The following is a 15,868-nucleotide window of genomic DNA, read 5'->3' as shown; positions in this document are numbered from 1 at the left end:
GGGCTAGCTGGTCGCCGGGCGGCGCCGGGGCTCGGAAGCGGCGCGGCGGTCCGGTCGCAGGACCGTACTGCTGGTGCCGGCACCGACCGCGATGCCACCGAGGACGTCCCGTACCGCCTCCCGGGCGTCGTGCCGGGGGCGCCAGCCCAACTCCTGCTCCGCGCGCGAACAGTCCATCAGCGGCACCCCGGCGGTGAGGTCGATCCAGCCCGGCTCGGTGGGCAGCAGCCGCAGCCGCCACGCCGCCTTGGCGAGCATCCGGAGCAGGAAGATCGGCACCGGGATACTCCGGCCGCCCAGTTCCTGAGCCAGTACCGGCCCGTCGAGCACCGGTTCCCCGGCGATGTTGAACGCGCCCTCCCGGTCACTGCGCAGCGCCTGCACGTACGCCTCGGCCAGGTCGTCGGCGTGCACCGCCTGGGCGCGCAACCGTTTGTTCCGGGGGATGATCGGTAGCCGCCCCGAGCCCAGCCAGCCGACCGGCACGATCCGGCCGATGAAGTGCCGCCTGATCTGGGCACCCGCGTCGCGCTGGAAGACCAGGGCCTGTCGCATCCGTACGATCCGCAGCTCGGGGTGATCGTGTTCCACCCCGTCGAGCAACGCCTCGACCGCCGCCTTGTCGGTGCTGTAGCCAGAACCGCTGATCCCGGTCGCCGGCCAGCTCTCCGTCACCCGCCGGTCCTTCGGGCCCTGGGCGTACGCCCCGAACGAGGAGGCGTACGCGAGCGTGCCCACCCCGGCCTCGTCGATCGCCCGCAGCAGATGCCGGGTGCCGGTGAGATTGGTACGTCGCAGCAGCACCCGACGGTGGCTGGGTTGGATCTGCCAGGCCAGGTGCACCACCGCGTCGACCCCGCGCAGCGCGTCGGTCAACCGGGGAAGGTTGTCCGGTTCGCCGAGGTCCAACGCGTACCACCGCACCCCGGCGTACGGCGCACCGGCCTCGTCCGGCGGCGGACGCCGGGCGATGCCGACCAGCTCGATGTCCGATTCGCCGGCCAACCGGCGCAGGAGGGCGGTGCCGACGTTGCCGGTGGCTCCGGTGATGGCGATCCTCATGTCAACCTCTACCCGACCGCTGCCCGGTCATGCCCATGCGTGAAGCCTCGACGCCGCGCAGGTGGTTGGTTGCGTACCGGCACTCGGCGGTGGACGTGCCGGGATCAGGCGGACAAGCCCGGTTTGCCAGGTGGAGATCGGGGAATCCGGCGCGGATGCGAGCGGTGTTGACGAAACTCGAGCAGGCGACCGCACTGGACCGGGCGGGCGATCAGATCCAGCGGGGGATCTGGGCCGCGCTGCCCCGGCGGTGGATGCGCGACCTTCTCCACGGGGTCTGGCTGGGCCATCCCCTCCACCCGGTGCTGGTGCAGGTGCCGGTCGGTGCCTGGACCGCCAGCGCGATCCTCGACCTGCTGCCCAACCAGCGGAAGGCCTCGACGGCGCTGGTCGCGATCGGCACGTTCGGCGCCCTGCCGGCGGCTCTCGCCGGCTGGAACGACTGGGCTTCGCTCTCCCAGTCGCAACGCCGGGTCGGCCTGGTCCACGCCGCGGCCAACGTGGTCGGACTGGCGCTCTACGGAAGCTCGCTCGGCGCCCGGCTCAGCGGCCTGCACGGCATCGGTCGGATCCTCGGCTGGGCCGGGCTTTCGGCCGCGAGTGGCGGTGCGTTCCTCGGCGGGCACCTCGCGTACAAGATGGGCGCCGGGGTCAACCAGGCCGTGTCCGAACTACACCGGATGGACGAGGGCTGGCACCCGGTCGCCGACCTGGCCGCCCTGCCCGAGGCAAGCCTGGTGACCCGGAAGATCAACGATATTCCGGTGCTGGTCTACCGCGACGGGGACAACGTCACCGCGATGCTCGAACACTGCGCCCACCAGGGCGGGCCCCTCGGCGCCGGTGACGTGACCAAGGTCGACGGACACGTCTGCGTGGTCTGCCCCTGGCACGGCAGCACGTTCCGGCTGGACAACGGCGAGGTGGTCCACGGGCCGGCCGCCACCGACCAGCAGACCCTGCCGACCCGGATCATGAGCGGCGTGCTGGAAATCCGGATGCCCTGACCGGTGCTGTCCTCCCGATGCTGATTCGATTGCTGATTCGATTGCGATGATTGGGCTGCGCCGATTGGCTGCGGTGATTGGGCGGCGCTGATTGGGCTGCGTTCGTGCGGGCTGGCCGTTGCGGTGCTCAGCCGCGTCGGTGCCGGCCGCCGTCGGCGGCGTCGTTCAGGGTGCCGGTCGCGGGCCGCCGTCGTAGCCCGAGTACCGCGCCGATCTGGGCGCCGACGATGCTGGCCACCGCGATCACCGCACTGACCGCGAGCGGACGGTTCAGGTTGTTCACCTCGCTTGCCCGGGACGCCCCGACCGCGTACGTGCTGACCTCACTCGGTTCGCGGGGCTGCTGCGGCGCGGGCTGGGCGGGAGGAGCGGGCGGCTTCTCCGGGGTCGGCCAGCCGTTCGTGGGCGCCTCGGTGTGTCCACCGGGCGGCGGGGGGATCGCCACCATACCGGTAGCGTGCTTGCGTATGCCCTGGTCGGCGGCGTCCGCCGGCAGGTGCAGCAGTTGACCGGGCTTGATCCGGTCCGGGTTGCGGATCTCGTTGAGCCGGGCCAGGTCCTGGTAGCGCTCGAAGTCGCCGAGATAACGATCCGCGATGGTGCCGAGGTAGTCACCGTCTTCCACCCGGTAGACCGGAGCAGGCTCGTCGGCGGGGGTGTTCGGCGCGGCCAGGGCGCGGGGCGCCGCCGCGGTCGTGGTAGCCGGGGCGGCCACTGGCGCAGCCGCTGTCCGACCGTACGGTGCCGACGCCCAGGCGGTCGGGGCGTACTCGGTGGTGGTCGCGGTTGCGGGGCCGGCGATCGCCAGGGCCGGTCGGGCGGACGGTGAGTGGGGCGCGGTCGCGACCGTGCCGGCCGCCACCGAGGTCGCCGCGGTCGCGGCCGGGCTGGCCACCAGGATCAGCGCCACCGCCCCGACCAGGGCCGCCGCCGCCCGCTGCTGCCGGCGCATACCGGGCAGCCGGACCGCCGGCCGGCGCAGGATCCGGGCCGGCAACTCCACGAGTACGGAGAGCGCGAACGTCGCCCAGCCGACCCAGCCGACGATCGCCAACGCCCGCAGGAACAGTTGCCCGTCATCGCGGCTGGTCAGCGTGCTGCCAACCTCTGCCAACGTCGGCACGTGATCTGGTAGCGGGTTGCCGGCGAAGGCCAACAGCGCGATCGGCGCCCCGGCTATCAGTCCGACCAGGATGAGGAGCGAGCAGAAACCGGTGAGGAACTGCCCGGTACGCCGGGCCGCCGATACGCGCGCTGCGGGCATGACGTCGCCTCCCTATCTACGGTTCGTCGGTGAGCGGCCGGGCGGTGGCGGTGCCCGTGATCGGCACCGCACCCTGGCCAAACGCGCGGAGCAGGATCGGCTGGTAGTCGAACTCGACCGTCACGGTGATCGTCTGGTCCGGTGGCTCGCCCTCGATCACCGGCGGCGGACCGTCGACCCCGGCCGCGGCCCGGTACGCGTTGACGGCGGCGATGGCGGCTTCCTCGTCGAGCCGTTTGGGTCCACCGTCGATCGCCGCGCCCAGGTCGATCGCCTGGCCACCGGTGCGGGCCGCCTCGGCGGCCAGGTTGTGCGCGCGCTGCAGCGCCATGAGCCGCCGGGTGCCGTCGTACGACAGGGCAACGATCATGAAGATCGCCAGGATGGCGATCGCGAGGAAGGCGCTGACCCGACCGGCGTCCCGGTCCCACCGCCCGCTCATCCTCGGCTCCGGTAACGGTCGATCGGCGATACGAAATATGCCTTGACTGGTTCCGGCGCCGGCAGCCCCAACCCGGCCAGGTCTTCGTACGACACCACGCAGGTGACCTCGGCGACGATGAAGACGGGATCACCGAGCGGCTGCGCGAACGCCTCCTGCAGGGACCATTTCGTGCCATCGCTGAGGGCCGACCTGCCCGAGAGCGTGACAGAGGCGGCCGGGTCACAGTTCAGTCCCTGCTCGGCCAGCCGCTCCGTCACCGCGGTGGCGCCGGCCGCCTGCGCCTGATCCGCCGTCCGCGAGATGCTGCTGGCGCGGGCCGCGTCGTGGGCCGCCGCCGAGACCGCGTTCTCGGCGATCGCTTGTCGACCGGCCACCACCGCCATGCCGAAGAGAAGAACGAAGACCGGGGCGAGAATCGCGACCTCCACCGAGACCGACCCGCGTTCCGGCCAGCGGCCCCTGATCCGTCCGGCCATGCTCAGTCTCCCGCGGTGAATTGTTCGATCGGGCCCCGCGCGTTCTGCCGGACCGTGAACTTGACCCCGGGCATCACCTGTAACACCGATCCCTGGACGGTCGCGGTCGCGACACCCGTCGCCTCGTTCCGTTCGACGTCGACGCTGGTCGCGACGAGCCAGTCCGGGGCGCCGTTGATGTAGGCCCATACCTTCGCCTCGGCGACCGTCTCCGAGTCGCCGGAGAGCGTACGGGTCGAATTGACACCGATCTGCGCGGCGTTGAGTGCCACCGCCCGAGCGAGGAAGTACACGCCGGCCTGGATCGACATCATCAACAGCATGAAGATCACCGGCAGCAGGATTGCCAGCTCGACCGGGGTGGCCCCCCGTTCGGAGCCGCCGCGCATACCAGCCCTGGGCGGGCAGCCCGCACTGCCGCCCCCCACCGCTTCGGCGGTGGGGGGCGGCAGTGCGGGCTGACGTCGACGCATGGGGTTACTAGTCCTCCGGGAACGGGTCGTCCGGGCCGGGAAGCTTCCCGGTCCAGTCATCCACGAAAGTGGTGGCTATTCCGATGAGGGCGAACGCGATGACGGCCAGGCCGACGATGATGACGGCGGTGGGCACCGGCCCGTCACCCCGGTCGACCTGCTCGCGAAGCTCCGCGAGCCGGTTTCTGGCGTACACGTGGGCGTAGACGAACATGGCTCTTTCCTTCCTTGGCAAGTTCGGATTCAGAGGCGGGCGACGAAGGGATAGAGGATGAAACCGATGAGGACAAAAACGAGCAGTGCACCGGGTACGTCGAGCCGGCTGGTCACCGTCTCGGCCCGGGCCAGTTCGTCGGTGCGGATCTGATCCCGCAGCGAGTCGGCCCGCTGGCGGAGTGTTTCGTGTACCTGCGCCCCGTCGGATCCGGAGGACTGCATGATGGCCCCGACATCGCCGAGTTCCGGCACCCCGATTTCGTCGGCGAGGTCCCGGATTTCGTCCCACGGCGAATGCATCTGCAACTGGGCCAACCGCAGCGCTTCCCTGATCCGTTCGAAAACCCAGCCGTCGCAGACCGCGGCGGCCTGTTCCAGCGCCTGCACCGGCCCGTGCGCCGCGGATAGTTGCAGTGCGACGAGGTCCAGATAGGTGCAGACCGCCCGGCTGAACTCCCGCCGGGCATTTTTCGCCTTGGCGAGCACATCGCGGTGTGCGATGAACGCCGCCAGTGCCGCCAGCCCCACCGCCGCCAGTACCGGCACCACCACCGGCGGGGTGATGCCCACCGTGGTGAGCAGCACCGCAACCGCCGCCGGGGTCACCAGTCCGATCAGTACGGAGAGCACGATCGACAGGGCGTACTGCTCCGGCGTCCGGCCCAGCAGGGCGAGGTCGCGGGTTGGTGGCCTCAGCCATCGGGCGACGCCGGTGAGCCACTCCGAGTCGCTCCGGCTGGACTGCCCGATGGCCGGGCCGGCCGGTTGGTGCAGCCGGCGTAGCGCCGGCCCCAGCGCCGGGGTGGCCGGCAGCGACTCCCGGACGATCAGGAAGAGGCCGAGGCCGACGGCCGAGCCACCGGTCACGGCGATCGTGAGCTGCCAGTTGAGGATCATGCGAGCACCTCTTCCGGCTTCGGGGCGGCGAGGAAGCGCGCCGGGCGGGGCGGCTGACTCATCGACCGGACCCAGGCCAACAGCCCGATGAACGAGGCGCCGAGGACGATCATCACGATCTGTCCGAGCGGAGAGCCGTACGGGCGCATGTAGGCCGGGTTCACCAGCCCGTACGCGAGCACCGCCAGGGTCATCCCGCTCAGGAACCGGACCGCGAACCGGGGTTGAGAGCGTTTCGCCTCCACCTCCCGTCGGGTGGCGACCTCGGCCGCCGCCGCGGTCGCGATCGAGCCGAGTACGTCGCCCAGCCGTTCGCCGCGGTCGGAGAGGTGCAGGATCAGCGCGGCCACCACCTGGTCGCCGACCGGGTCGCCGATCTCGTCGGCGAACGCGAGCAGCGCGGGGCGGCCCAGCCAGCCGGCCTGGAGTCGGGCGGCGAGCAGCCGTACCTCCTCCTCGATCTCCGGCGGCGCGGTGGCGACGGTGGCGGTGATGGCCTGTTGCAGCCCCTGCCCGGTGCTGGACATGTCCTTGAGTCGGCGGGTCCACTCGCCGACCGCCTCGATCCGGGCGATCACCCGTTGCTCGGCCCGGCCGGCGTTGAACAGCCATGGCACGCCTAGCACCGCGATCGCGAACAGCAGACCGATCACCGGCAGCCCGGTGAGCAGGAACGCCAGTACGCCCACCAGGCCAGCGACGCCCAGCAGCGCCTGGTGCCGGCGGTGTTCCGCGGGGCTGGTGCCGGAACCCTGCCAGAGGCGACGCAGCCACTGGTCGGAACCACCGGGCGGTCGGGCCGGCTTGGTGGTGCCGACCAGTGCGACGACCAGCAGGACCAGCCCACCCATGCAGGCCGCTCCGGCGAGCACCGCGATCAGTTCGACGTTGCCGAGGGGTATCACCGGGCCGCCCCGATCGTCTGCACGGTCCCGCTCATCCGCGCCGTCCCAGCCGGGTCCGTCGCGGACGCCGCCAGGCGCCCGTACCGGCCTCGATGTAGCGGCTCAGCAGGCGGGCGTCGTACCCGATCCGGAGGAGCTGGTCGCGGATCCGCTCTGGCAGGTGCTTCGGGACCGCGCGGCCGTCCGGCCCGGGGCCGAAGATCGTGGTGGTGGTGATCCGACCGGTTTCACCGGCGCCGATGACCTCTTCGATGTGCGAGACGAAACGGTGCTTGCGACCGCCGATCGCGGTCTCGTCCTCGACCGTGACGTAGACGATCAGGTCGAGCGCGTTGCCGGCCATCCGGCGGGCCTGGTCGACGGTCATCTCCCGGCCGTGGGCGAGCGCCAGTTCGATGATGCGCTCGCCGACCCCGGCCGGCGTACGGGCGTGGATGGTGCACATCGAACCCCGGCTGGTGGTCATCGCCTGGAGCATCGGGACGATCTCCCGGGAACGGACCTCACCGACGATGATCCGCAGTACGCCCATCCGCAGCGACAGCGGGATCAGGTCGGCGATGGTCACCTCGCCGGCCGGTCGACCGTCGATTCCGCGTTCGCCGTGTCCCTCGCGGGACTCGAAGCTCATCACCGCCCGGTGTTTGATCCCCCGTCGGGTGGGCAGCAGTTCCCGGCTCTCCTCCAGCACCACGTACGGCTCGTCCGCCGGGATCTCGTCCATCAGGGCTCGGATCACGGTGGTCTTACCGGCACCGGCCAGGCCGGCGACCATGATGTTCAGGCCGGCTGCCATCGACGCCCGGAGGAAGTCGCGGATCAGCAGGTCGATCATCTCGTCCAGGTCGCCTCGGCCACCGGCGATCTCGTCGAGGCTCACGTCGAGCGTGTTGTGCTTCCGGATCACCGCGTACGGCCGGTGGCTGACCAGGTAGACAGCGGCCAGCCGGCTGCCGTCGGGCAACTGGAGGTCGAGTGTCGGCTTCGAGGTGGACAGTGACCGCTCGGTGGAGCCGGCCCGGCGGGCGGCGGCCTGGAGGATCTCCACCAATTCCTCGTCGCTGTCCGCGATCGGGTCGGCCCAGTCGACGCCGCCCCCGTGCCGGGTGATCCGCACCAGGTCGCAACCGAGGATGTGCACCTCTTCGATGGTGCTGTCGACCAGCAGGGTCTGCAGTCGTCCCAACCCGACCAGTTCGGCGCTGACCTGGTCGAGCAGGCTCCGCTCCTCGCTGGCGTGCATCGGCGTACCGGCCCGGCGGGCAGCGTCGGCGTACTCGCCGACCACCGCGACCGCGAGCCGGGCCCGCTCGGTGTCCTCCTCGTCGACGCTGAACTCACGGCCGCGCTGCCAGAGGGTCAGCCGTTCGCTGAGTTCGCGCCGGAGTTCGCGGACCACCGCGAAGTCGATCCGTGGCCGTTGGGTCGGCGGCTGGGCCACCGTCCCGCCTGCGGCGGTGCCCGGCACACGGGCACCCTGGACCGGGTAGGGAGGGTTGGCGCCGACCGGCGGGGCGCTGCCGTTGACCAGGGGAGTGGCCGGGCGCTGGTGCCGGCCGTTCGCCGGAATCGGCGGCACCGTCGAGGTGACACCGTTCTCCCTGCCGCGTGGGTCGTGCGAGACCGGCTCAAACCGCATTCGGCACCTCCTGGACGGGGGCCGGCCAGGAGAGTCGGGCCCGGCGGCGGTCCAGCAGGGTACGGATCGGCACCTCCAGGGCGCCGGCCGCGCGCATCAGCGGCCGCTTCGCCCGTACGGTGCCGCCGTGGCTGAGCACCTCGGCGGTACGCGGGTCGTGCGGCAGGTGCGCGATCACCGGCAGGCCCAGTGCCTTGCTCACCTCGCCCCGGCTGTGCCCGTTGCCGACCAGCAGCACTCGAAGCGAGCCGGGCGGCACCCGGTGCTCGGCGAAGTCCCGCTCGATTGCCTTGACCGTCGAGCGGGTGCTGGAGATGTCGGAAAGGCGGGCGCCGGAGACGACCAGCACGATGGCGGCCGCCCGCAGCACCGGCCACGGTGGCGCGACCACCTGCAACCGGCCACAGTCGACCAGCACGTCGTACGCCGGCTGACCTCGGTCGAGTTCGTTGAAGAAGTCGGCGAAGCGCTGCCAGAGCGGGGTGACGCTACCGGCCTGAGCAGGGTCGACCACGCCGGGCAGCAGCAGCCGCTCCCGCTTCGGCGCGTCGAGGTCGACCAACTGGGACCAGAACGCGCTGTCGAGGCTGCCGTCGCGCAGTTCGCCCACGGCCAGTTCACCGATTCCCCGCGGGCCGCTGAGCGCCCCGCCGAGGTAGCCGGCGAGCACCGAGCCGCCGGACGGGTCGCACTCGGCGAGGATCACCCGGTGGTGCCAGGAGAGCGTGCAGGCGAGGGCGGCGGTGGTGACGCCGGGCGAGCCCTTGGCGGAGACGAAGGCGACGACGGCCATGCTCAGGCCGTCGCGGTCAGGACGACCGCGATGCGGTCACTGGCATTCAGGGCCACCACCGACGGCACGTCCCGGACGGCGAGCGCCAGGTAGATCACGACCGTGCCGCTGTTCGGGAGCGAGGTGTCGATGACGGTGGTCTCGAACCGGGTGCTCGCGGCGTCGGCGCCACCGGTGCTGTTCTTGTCGGGTAGGCCGATCAGCAGGAGCTTGTCGCCGGGGCGGAGTTTCTTCGCCGGCACGGCCTCGACGTCCAGGTCGATCGCGACCTGTTGCTGTCCGGGGCCGAGCAGTGGCTTGTCGGTCAGTTGCGCCGCCGTCAGCAGGGTGCCCGGGGTCAACGAGGCCGCCGCCCGCTTTCCGATCACCTCGTTGAGCCGGCCCGCGGCCACCGGTGCAAGACCCTGCCCGCCGGCCACCTCGACCCGGACCACGTCGTCGGCGGTCAGGATGGCGCCGACGGGGACAGGGCGGGCCACCGCGAGGTAGCTGCCGGTGGCCCGTACCGAGGTGACCGCGAAGGCGGACCCCAGCCCACCGAGTGCCACCAGCAGGACCGCCAGGCCGAGCAGGCCCGGTCGGATCCGCCGCTGCCGGACCACCTTGGGCGGTGCCACGGGCGCGTCGACCGGCCCGGACACGTTGCGGGTGGGTGCCACGGTCACCTCGTCACCACCTGAAGCTCGTCGATCTCGATCGCCACCTCGGCGCTGTTCCGCTGGGTACGCATGGTCCCGCTCGCGCCGCCGCCGATGACACGCCACGGCACCACCCAGTACGTGGTCCCGCTGACCTTGTACTTGCTGTCGCCACTCGGCTTGCTGTAGCCGTTGGCATAGCCGCACGGCGGTTTGGTGTCCTTGTCGGTCGCCGGGACGTACGCCCGACCGTGGGTCGGGCAGGTCACCTTGTCGCCGTTGCCCATGTCCCAGACCATCTTTTCGACACTGGCCTCGATTTCGACGGTGACGCCGCGGTCGGACTTGCTCTTCACCTGCGGCCCCCAGGTCTCCGGCCCGGGATCGGTCCAGAGCCACACCGGGAGTCCGACCAGGCCGGCTCCCTTGCTCGGATGCGGGGCGATTCCGACGCGCGGGTTCTTCAGGGTGAGGCTGGCCAGCAGTTCGGCGGCCAGCTCCGCCGGGTCCGGGGGAGCGCCGAAGCCGGGGGGTGGTCCGTCCAACAGGCGCGGGATCAGGCCATCTCCGCCGCAGCTCGCCTGATACAGGGTCTTGCCTTCCGGCACGTCGTCTGGCTGCGGTTCGGCGACTTTGTAGTAGCAGCCGTCCTGCGGGTTGAACCAGCCGAGTATGTCGTCGTAGCAGGGGACCGCGACGCCGTCGCGTACGCACTTGCGGGCCGGGCCGTCGTCGCCGCCACCACCGCCCGGGCCGCCGCCACCGGGCCCGCCGGGGTTACCGGGGATGTCGTCCCAGACGTGGCAGTCGGTGTGCGAGGGCGGGCATTCGGCGCCGGGGTCGCGGGCGGATGCGGAGCCGGTGAGTCCGAGGGCGAGCAGCAGGGTCGCCAGCGCGCCGACCGTGAGCAGCCGCCGGCTCAGCACGGCTGGTCCTGGTGGGCGGTGCCGGCGCTGATCAGCCAGCGGCCGTCGGAGTAGAGCGTCGCGGTCGCGGTGGCCAGGTACCGGCCGCTGGTGGAGCCGGGTACGACGGACTTGTCCTTGGTGTAGACCAGCCGGTAGCCGGTGCCGTCCAGGCAGTCCTGGATCGAGGCCGTGGCCGGGACGGTGTCCAGCCGTACGTCGGTCACTCGCGGATCGGAGATGAGCGTGCCGGTACGCATCGCGCCGTGCTCCTTCGCATCACGAATGGCAAGCCGGACCTGGGTCAGCAGGGGGTCGGCCAGATACTTCTTGAGCGCCGGATGGAGTGGGTTAGCCGATTTCTCCGCTTCCCGGGAGGCGTCCAGATAGCCGGTATAGGCGGCAAGTGCGGCCTTCGAGGCGGCTTCGGCCTCCGGCGCGGCATCGGGTGTCGCGGCGGGAGCGCCGTCGAGAGACGCCGGTGCAGCCGGCCCCTGGTCCTTCGCGCAGCCGGTGCCCATGGCCACCGACAGGATCACGATGAGGACGGCGGAGAACCTGCCCAATCGCTGTGCGCGCAACGGTGTGTCCATCCTTTCCGCCGCTCGCCTTTCTCAACACCGGCTTGCTGGTCTCACCGGTCTGTGCTGGTGAGGGGTGTGTGTCCGCTGGGTGCGGGCACGTTACGGCCGCCCCGGACGGCTCGTGTCGAGCCCGGCGCCTCCGTACGGACATTTACTTGTGTCAATCTGAACGGGATCTTACCGATGTGCCAATTCTTTGCCGGATGAGCTGGTTGATCTGTTTTACCCTACGGTTGCGCTTCACCCAAGGGGCGAGCATAGGCTGACCGCCGACGATGCAACAGAGGCAATTGCAGAGAACACGTACGGTCACCATCTTCCGCCCTGATATCCATTGAGGTCCTTTGATGATGGTCGATACCTATCGACTCGCTCGCGGGCTCCGGGCCGCGTTGGTAGATCACCCTGCGCGTGCTGATGCACGTTCGGATGCACTGCGAAATGCAGCGGATGGCGGTGGTCTGGCCGTTTCCGTACCCCGGTCCGGTACCGGTACCGGCGCGTGGTCGGCTGCCGCGCGTGATCATCGGGAGGGGTGCGGGTCGGGCGGTGACCCAGCGGCGAGCGCCGATCGAAGATCGCTCTTGGCTGATCATGAAGTTACGCACCGTGTTGTCGAAGATCCGGCCCGACCGGGTCGTCCCGCCCCACGACGGAGGCCCTCATGTCGCTGACCGAGCACCTGCCGGCGCCCGCCGGCCCCGCGCGGACCGGCCACGGTCGGCTGCCGCGGCTGCTGGCCGCCGCCACCGTCGCCCCGCTGATCCGTTGGATCGTCGCGGCCGACTCGGTGCCGGGCGGCACGCAGCGGCGGACCGCGTGCGACGAGTGCGGTACGTCGATCGGGCTTGCCGGGCCACTGCGGGCACTCTCACCGCTCGCCCGCTGCGGCACCTGCCGACACCGGATCGGCGCCCCGCCCGCCACTGTGGAACTGGCCCTGCTCGTGTCGGTCGGGGTGCTGGTCGTGGCCGCCCGACCGGTGTCGGAGACGGTCGCCTTCGCCTGGTGGGCGCTCTGCGTACTGCCGTTGTTCTTCGTCGATCTGGCCGTACACCGGTTGCCGGACCGACTCACCTACCCCGCCGCGTTCGGCACCTGGGGTCTGCTCGGCCTCGCGGCACTGCTCGGCGGTACGGAGACAGCCGGCGGCGGTACGGCCTGGTTGCGGTCCCTGCTCGCCGGTCTCGCGGTCGCCTTCGTCTTCGCCGCCTCGACGGTGCTGCTGGGGCGGCGCGGATTCGGCCTCGGCGACGCCAAACTGGCGCTGAGCAGTGCCGCGGTGCTCGGCTGGTTCGGCTGGGAGTTGGTGTTCTTCGGGCTGATGGTGTCGTTCGTCGCAGCCGCCCTGACCAGCGTCGCCCTGCTGCTCGCCGGCCGGGTCCGCTGGTCCGGCCATCTGCCGTTCGGCCCGTTCCTCATCCTGGGCAGCCTGGTCACGCTGGCGCTGGCCTGATGAACCGGGCCGGCGGCTGCGCGCCGACGCTGGGCCTGACCTGGCCGGCGGGCTGCACGCTCGACGGCGTGCCCTGCCGGGACGGCCCGGCCTCGGCTGCAGGTCAGGTCATCAGGCTGGTGATGAAGTCGCCGAAACCCTGGGCGAGCATCATGCAACCCGCTCCGAGGGTCTTGAAGGTGTGTGCGGCGCTGTCCGGTCGGAACGCGATGAAGAAGATCAGGAAGGCCAGGCCTCCCCAGGCAAACACTTTCTTGATGAAAACGGGCATCTTTCCTCCGCTGGGGCGATCGGCCGTTTCGTCCGGCCCGTGGAGTTCGGATGACAAAATCTGCTTTTGACGTGTCCGCTGGCTTCCCGCCGGGGAGGGCGGCAAACAGCAGGAGCCGGCTTCACCTGGCCAGGAAGTGCCAACCCATCCAGAGCCACGCTCCGAGTACGATCACCCGCCCGGTGCCGCTGCGCATGGCCGCGATGAGCGCGCTGCCCAGCGGGGCGACCGTACTGTTCGGGCGGCGACCGGCGAGGTCGACCAGGACCATGGCGCCGATGATCAGAGCGAATCCGACGACGAGTACGGCGCGTGCGGTCAACGGGTCACCAGCCACGCGCCGGTGCTCAGCCACAGCACATAGCCGGCGAGCCGGCCGGGATAGGTGTCCAGGAACGGGTCGGCCAGGATGCTGAACGTCGGATGTGCCGCGTCGTTGCCGGTGAACAGGGCAACCAGCTCCCAGACGCAGAAGGCGGCGCCGAGCCCGACCCAGGTCACCGCGGTTGCCCGACCGGCGAACAGCGTACGGTGCGGCACCCGTCTCGCCCCCCACCAGAGCAGGACCAGTCCGGGCGCCAGTACGGCACACGCGGCGGGCAGGGTCAGGGGCCGGGCGACCGCGGCCAGCAGGGCGTACCCGGCGATGGCGGTGGCGAAGGTGGGCGTCGCCCGACCGACGAGTGGGCCGACAGTATCGGCAGCGGGCGGCTCGGCCGTGTCCAGATCCGTCTGATGCATCCCAATAGGATGCGGTGCTTCTCCCGCTTTATCCGCTACGGCACGCGGGTGATCGGGGTGAACTGGACAAACGATGGCATCCACCGCGCAAGGCGGGGTCCGAGTCGCGGCTTGACGGGGGGTTTCAGCTCAGGCTTAAACAGTGCGACGGGGGCCGCCGCCGGCCGGAGACTACCGGTCATGACTGAGCAACAGAACCTCATGACCGGCCAACAGCACCGAGCGGAGCTGTTCCGCGGCCTGCACAACGCCGGTGACCCGGTTGTCCTGGTCAACGCGTGGGACGTGGCCAGCGCCAGGATCGTGGAGGCGGCCGGCGCCCGCGCGATCGCGACCACCAGCGCCGGGGTCGCCTGGAGCCTCGGCGCCCCGGACGGTGACATGCTCGCCCGTGACCTGGCCGTCGACCTGGTAGCCCGGATCGTCGGCGCGGTTTCCCTACCGGTGACCGCGGACATCGAGTCCGGCTTCGGTGCCACCCCGGGCCAGGTGGGCGAGACCGTACGGGCGGTGCTGACCGCCGGGGCGGTCGGCGTCAACATCGAGGACACACTGCACGGGGGAGCCCCGGCGCTGCGGCCCGTCGACGAACAGTGCGCCCGGCTGCGCGCCGCCCGATCCGCCGCGGACGATGCCGGCATCCCGCTGTTCGTCAACGCCCGCGTCGACACCTTCCTGCGCGGGCTGGGTGGGCCGGCGGAGGCGGTGGAGCGGGCGAACGCCTACCTGGCGGCCGGCGCGGACGGGATCTTCGTGCCCGGCGTGGTGGACCCGGAACTGGTCGCCGACCTGGTACGGGACATCCCGGCCCCGGTGAACATCCTCGCCGGTCCCGGCGCCCCGTCGTTGCCGGAGCTGGCGAAGCTCGGGGTCGGCCGGCTGAGCCTCGGCTCCGGACCAGCCGAGGCGGCGTACGGGATGGCCCGGCGGGTCGCCGAGGAGGCGTTCGGCACCGGGACGTACGACGCACTCGCGGGTGCGCTGGACTGGGGCACGGTCAACGCGCTGATGACCCGCCGCTGAGGGTCGTCACCGTCGCCGACCGGTCAGCTCCTTCCGGCGGTCGCCCGATCCGGCAGCAGGCCGGCGGGTTCGATGCCCACCGGTTGGAGTAGCCACCAGTGCCCGCCCAGCCCGGCCGGGTCGGTCAGTTCGGCCACCGTCGAGGCGGCGGCGAGCGCCCGGACGTACCCGCTCGGGTCGGTGCCGGCCAGGGTGAGCGGCGGTCGGCGGCCGTCGGCCCCGAGCGCCCGCAGCGCCTCGCCCTGGGTGACCAACGTGTACGGCACACCGGCGGCCTCCTCGCCGGCCACCGCCACCGAGTCGACGGCAACGTGTGCGGTCAGGTCGCAGGAGCCGTCCGGGACCGGTGGCACCTGCCGGCCGGATCGGAAGCCGGTCAACGTACCGCCGATCGGTCGACCGGCGCGGAGATGGCCGTAGTCGACGGCCAGGGCCAGTCCGCGGTCGACCGCGCCGACCGCGGCGGCCCAGGCGGCGTCCCGGCTCCGGCCGATCTCCACCCGCGCACCCGGCAGTGGGGCATCTTCCGCCCCCGGCGAGCCGGTCCCGCCCGGCCACCACTGGTCCAACCAGGCGAGGTCGGCGGCGGCGATCGGCGGACCGGCGGACTCGACGCCCGAGGACGGGTCCACCAGCACCTGGTGCCAGCCTGCCGGCCCGGCCTCGGCCAGGTCGAGCGGTACGTTGTCCAGCCACTCGGTGCCGATAAGCAGCCCGACGATGCCGCCCGGCACGGTGTCGCGCCACTCGATCGAGGGAGGCAGCGGCTCGGGGCGGGGCGCGAGTTCGACCCCGGTCAGGCGCAGCCGGCGGCCCAGGTCGGCCGGGGCGAGCGCGGCCATGGTGCGAAGCAGTTCACCCCGACCGGCGCCGACGTCGACGACGTCCAGCCGGGCAGGACGACCGAGGGCGGTGTCGACCCGGTCGAGCAGGCGCAGCACCGCCGCGCCGAGCACCGGTGCGGCATTCGCGCTGGTACGGAAGTGCGCCGCCGGGCCGGCCCCGGTGACGAAGAACCCGTCGGCGCCGTACAGGGCGGTGGTCATCGCCGCCCGCCAGGTCATCGACATCCG

At 71.4% G+C, this 15,868-nt stretch carries 20 protein-coding genes; 3 read left to right on the top strand and 17 right to left on the bottom strand.

Annotated elements, in window-relative coordinates:
- Nucleotides 1-3: 3 nt before the first annotated feature.
- Nucleotides 4-1,062 (bottom strand): NAD-dependent epimerase/dehydratase family protein, encoded by a 1,059-nt coding sequence (locus tag AB0J90_RS16735; RefSeq protein WP_363596649.1) that lies wholly within the window; start codon nucleotides 1,060-1,062, stop codon nucleotides 4-6.
- Nucleotides 1,063-1,217: 155 nt separating this feature from the next.
- Here AB0J90_RS16735 and AB0J90_RS16730 point away from each other — a divergent pair, with 155 nt between their 5' ends.
- Nucleotides 1,218-2,069 (top strand): Rieske (2Fe-2S) protein, encoded by an 852-nt coding sequence (locus tag AB0J90_RS16730; RefSeq protein WP_363596647.1) that lies wholly within the window; start codon nucleotides 1,218-1,220, stop codon nucleotides 2,067-2,069.
- Nucleotides 2,070-2,196: 127 nt separating this feature from the next.
- Here the strand turns inward: AB0J90_RS16730 and AB0J90_RS16725 are convergent, their stop codons facing one another.
- From AB0J90_RS16725 to AB0J90_RS16670, 12 genes are all read right to left on the bottom strand, one after another.
- Nucleotides 2,197-3,333, bottom strand: a complete 1,137-nt coding sequence (locus AB0J90_RS16725; RefSeq protein ID WP_363596645.1) for a LysM domain-containing protein — start codon at nucleotides 3,331-3,333, stop codon at nucleotides 2,197-2,199.
- 16 nt (nucleotides 3,334-3,349) lie between these two features.
- Entirely contained in the window at nucleotides 3,350-3,775 is a 426-nt protein-coding gene (locus tag AB0J90_RS16720; protein WP_363596643.1) for a hypothetical protein, read from the bottom strand.
- Nucleotides 3,772-4,254 carry a TadE/TadG family type IV pilus assembly protein gene (locus AB0J90_RS16715; protein WP_363596641.1) on the bottom strand — a complete coding sequence of 161 codons (483 nt, stop codon included), beginning with the start codon at nucleotides 4,252-4,254 and terminating at the stop codon, nucleotides 3,772-3,774. The genes AB0J90_RS16720 and AB0J90_RS16715 overlap by 4 nt, the downstream gene beginning before the upstream one ends.
- 2 nt (nucleotides 4,255-4,256) lie before the next feature.
- A complete protein-coding gene (locus AB0J90_RS16710; protein ID WP_363596639.1) occupies nucleotides 4,257-4,727 on the bottom strand; it encodes a TadE/TadG family type IV pilus assembly protein in 471 nt (156 codons plus the stop codon).
- Between the two features lie 7 nt (nucleotides 4,728-4,734).
- A complete protein-coding gene (locus tag AB0J90_RS16705; RefSeq protein ID WP_326562160.1) occupies nucleotides 4,735-4,941 on the bottom strand; it encodes a hypothetical protein in 207 nt (68 codons plus the stop codon).
- Nucleotides 4,942-4,970: 29 nt separating this feature from the next.
- Complete coding sequence (locus AB0J90_RS16700; protein ID WP_363596843.1) at nucleotides 4,971-5,837, bottom strand: type II secretion system F family protein; 867 nt, start codon at nucleotides 5,835-5,837, stop codon at nucleotides 4,971-4,973.
- A complete protein-coding gene (locus tag AB0J90_RS16695; protein WP_363596841.1) occupies nucleotides 5,837-6,691 on the bottom strand; it encodes a type II secretion system F family protein in 855 nt (284 codons plus the stop codon). Before AB0J90_RS16695 ends, AB0J90_RS16700 begins: the two co-directional genes overlap by 1 nt.
- Before the next feature lie 85 nt (nucleotides 6,692-6,776).
- A complete protein-coding gene (locus tag AB0J90_RS16690) occupies nucleotides 6,777-8,384 on the bottom strand; it encodes a CpaF/VirB11 family protein (protein WP_363596637.1) in 1,608 nt (535 codons plus the stop codon).
- The gene (locus AB0J90_RS16685; protein WP_363596635.1) at nucleotides 8,374-9,177 is read right to left on the bottom strand and encodes a ParA family protein; all 804 of its coding nucleotides are present in this window, start codon (nucleotides 9,175-9,177) and stop codon (nucleotides 8,374-8,376) included. The genes AB0J90_RS16690 and AB0J90_RS16685 overlap by 11 nt, the downstream gene beginning before the upstream one ends.
- Nucleotides 9,178-9,179: 2 nt before the next feature.
- Nucleotides 9,180-9,842 carry an SAF domain-containing protein gene (locus AB0J90_RS16680; protein WP_363596633.1) on the bottom strand — a complete coding sequence of 221 codons (663 nt, stop codon included), beginning with the start codon at nucleotides 9,840-9,842 and terminating at the stop codon, nucleotides 9,180-9,182.
- On the bottom strand, nucleotides 9,839-10,741 hold the full coding sequence (locus AB0J90_RS16675; RefSeq protein WP_363596631.1) for a hypothetical protein: 903 nt from the start codon (nucleotides 10,739-10,741) through the stop codon (nucleotides 9,839-9,841). Before AB0J90_RS16675 ends, AB0J90_RS16680 begins: the two co-directional genes overlap by 4 nt.
- Complete coding sequence (locus AB0J90_RS16670; protein ID WP_363596629.1) at nucleotides 10,735-11,301, bottom strand: hypothetical protein; 567 nt, start codon at nucleotides 11,299-11,301, stop codon at nucleotides 10,735-10,737. The genes AB0J90_RS16675 and AB0J90_RS16670 overlap by 7 nt, the downstream gene beginning before the upstream one ends.
- Nucleotides 11,302-11,968: 667 nt before the next feature.
- Here AB0J90_RS16670 and AB0J90_RS16665 point away from each other — a divergent pair.
- The gene (locus tag AB0J90_RS16665; protein ID WP_363596627.1) at nucleotides 11,969-12,760 is read left to right on the top strand and encodes an A24 family peptidase; all 792 of its coding nucleotides are present in this window, start codon (nucleotides 11,969-11,971) and stop codon (nucleotides 12,758-12,760) included.
- 103 nt (nucleotides 12,761-12,863) lie between these two features.
- Here the strand turns inward: AB0J90_RS16665 and AB0J90_RS16660 are convergent, their stop codons facing one another.
- From AB0J90_RS16660 to AB0J90_RS16650, 3 genes are all read right to left on the bottom strand, one after another.
- Nucleotides 12,864-13,031 carry a hypothetical protein gene (locus tag AB0J90_RS16660; RefSeq protein WP_363596625.1) on the bottom strand — a complete coding sequence of 56 codons (168 nt, stop codon included), beginning with the start codon at nucleotides 13,029-13,031 and terminating at the stop codon, nucleotides 12,864-12,866.
- A 121-nt stretch (nucleotides 13,032-13,152) separates the two neighbouring features.
- On the bottom strand, nucleotides 13,153-13,353 hold the full coding sequence (locus tag AB0J90_RS16655) for a DUF6186 family protein (protein ID WP_363596623.1): 201 nt from the start codon (nucleotides 13,351-13,353) through the stop codon (nucleotides 13,153-13,155).
- Nucleotides 13,350-13,772 carry a hypothetical protein gene (locus tag AB0J90_RS16650; protein WP_326562169.1) on the bottom strand — a complete coding sequence of 141 codons (423 nt, stop codon included), beginning with the start codon at nucleotides 13,770-13,772 and terminating at the stop codon, nucleotides 13,350-13,352. The genes AB0J90_RS16655 and AB0J90_RS16650 overlap by 4 nt, the downstream gene beginning before the upstream one ends.
- A gap of 180 nt (nucleotides 13,773-13,952) precedes the next feature.
- On the opposite strand from AB0J90_RS16650, the gene AB0J90_RS16645 reads away from it, so the two are divergent.
- Nucleotides 13,953-14,795 (top strand): isocitrate lyase/phosphoenolpyruvate mutase family protein, encoded by an 843-nt coding sequence (locus tag AB0J90_RS16645; RefSeq protein ID WP_363596621.1) that lies wholly within the window; start codon nucleotides 13,953-13,955, stop codon nucleotides 14,793-14,795.
- Nucleotides 14,796-14,818: 23 nt separating this feature from the next.
- Here AB0J90_RS16645 and AB0J90_RS16640 read toward each other — a convergent pair whose 3' ends face one another.
- Entirely contained in the window at nucleotides 14,819-15,865 is a 1,047-nt protein-coding gene (locus AB0J90_RS16640) for an SAM-dependent methyltransferase (RefSeq protein ID WP_363596619.1), read from the bottom strand.
- Nucleotides 15,866-15,868: the final 3 nt, after the last annotated feature.

It is taken from the genome of Micromonospora sp. NPDC049523, assembly GCF_040676775.1.
Lineage (GTDB): Bacteria > Actinomycetota > Actinomycetes > Mycobacteriales > Micromonosporaceae > Micromonospora_G.
Note: the sequence above shows the minus strand (reverse complement) of the source record. Positions and strands in the feature narration are given on the sequence as shown.

What these genes read in the sequence shown, in the direction of transcription:
- AB0J90_RS16735 (WP_363596649.1), bottom strand. Translation starts at nt 1,062, where the DNA reads ATGAGGATCGCCATCACCGGAGCCACCGGCAACGTCGGCACCGCCCTC.
- AB0J90_RS16730 (WP_363596647.1), top strand. Translation starts at nt 1,218, where the DNA reads ATGCGAGCGGTGTTGACGAAACTCGAGCAGGCGACCGCACTGGACCGG.
- AB0J90_RS16725 (WP_363596645.1), bottom strand. Translation starts at nt 3,333, where the DNA reads ATGCCCGCAGCGCGCGTATCGGCGGCCCGGCGTACCGGGCAGTTCCTC.
- AB0J90_RS16720 (WP_363596643.1), bottom strand. Translation starts at nt 3,775, where the DNA reads ATGAGCGGGCGGTGGGACCGGGACGCCGGTCGGGTCAGCGCCTTCCTC.
- AB0J90_RS16715 (WP_363596641.1), bottom strand. Translation starts at nt 4,254, where the DNA reads ATGGCCGGACGGATCAGGGGCCGCTGGCCGGAACGCGGGTCGGTCTCG.
- AB0J90_RS16710 (WP_363596639.1), bottom strand. Translation starts at nt 4,727, where the DNA reads ATGCGTCGACGTCAGCCCGCACTGCCGCCCCCCACCGCCGAAGCGGTG.
- AB0J90_RS16705 (WP_326562160.1), bottom strand. Translation starts at nt 4,941, where the DNA reads ATGTTCGTCTACGCCCACGTGTACGCCAGAAACCGGCTCGCGGAGCTT.
- AB0J90_RS16695 (WP_363596841.1), bottom strand. Translation starts at nt 6,691, where the DNA reads ATGGGTGGGCTGGTCCTGCTGGTCGTCGCACTGGTCGGCACCACCAAG.
- AB0J90_RS16690 (WP_363596637.1), bottom strand. Translation starts at nt 8,384, where the DNA reads ATGCGGTTTGAGCCGGTCTCGCACGACCCACGCGGCAGGGAGAACGGT.
- AB0J90_RS16685 (WP_363596635.1), bottom strand. Translation starts at nt 9,177, where the DNA reads ATGGCCGTCGTCGCCTTCGTCTCCGCCAAGGGCTCGCCCGGCGTCACC.
- AB0J90_RS16665 (WP_363596627.1), top strand. Translation starts at nt 11,969, where the DNA reads ATGTCGCTGACCGAGCACCTGCCGGCGCCCGCCGGCCCCGCGCGGACC.
- AB0J90_RS16660 (WP_363596625.1), bottom strand. Translation starts at nt 13,031, where the DNA reads ATGCCCGTTTTCATCAAGAAAGTGTTTGCCTGGGGAGGCCTGGCCTTC.
- AB0J90_RS16650 (WP_326562169.1), bottom strand. Translation starts at nt 13,772, where the DNA reads ATGCATCAGACGGATCTGGACACGGCCGAGCCGCCCGCTGCCGATACT.
- AB0J90_RS16645 (WP_363596621.1), top strand. Translation starts at nt 13,953, where the DNA reads ATGACTGAGCAACAGAACCTCATGACCGGCCAACAGCACCGAGCGGAG.
- AB0J90_RS16640 (WP_363596619.1), bottom strand. Translation starts at nt 15,865, where the DNA reads ATGTCGATGACCTGGCGGGCGGCGATGACCACCGCCCTGTACGGCGCC.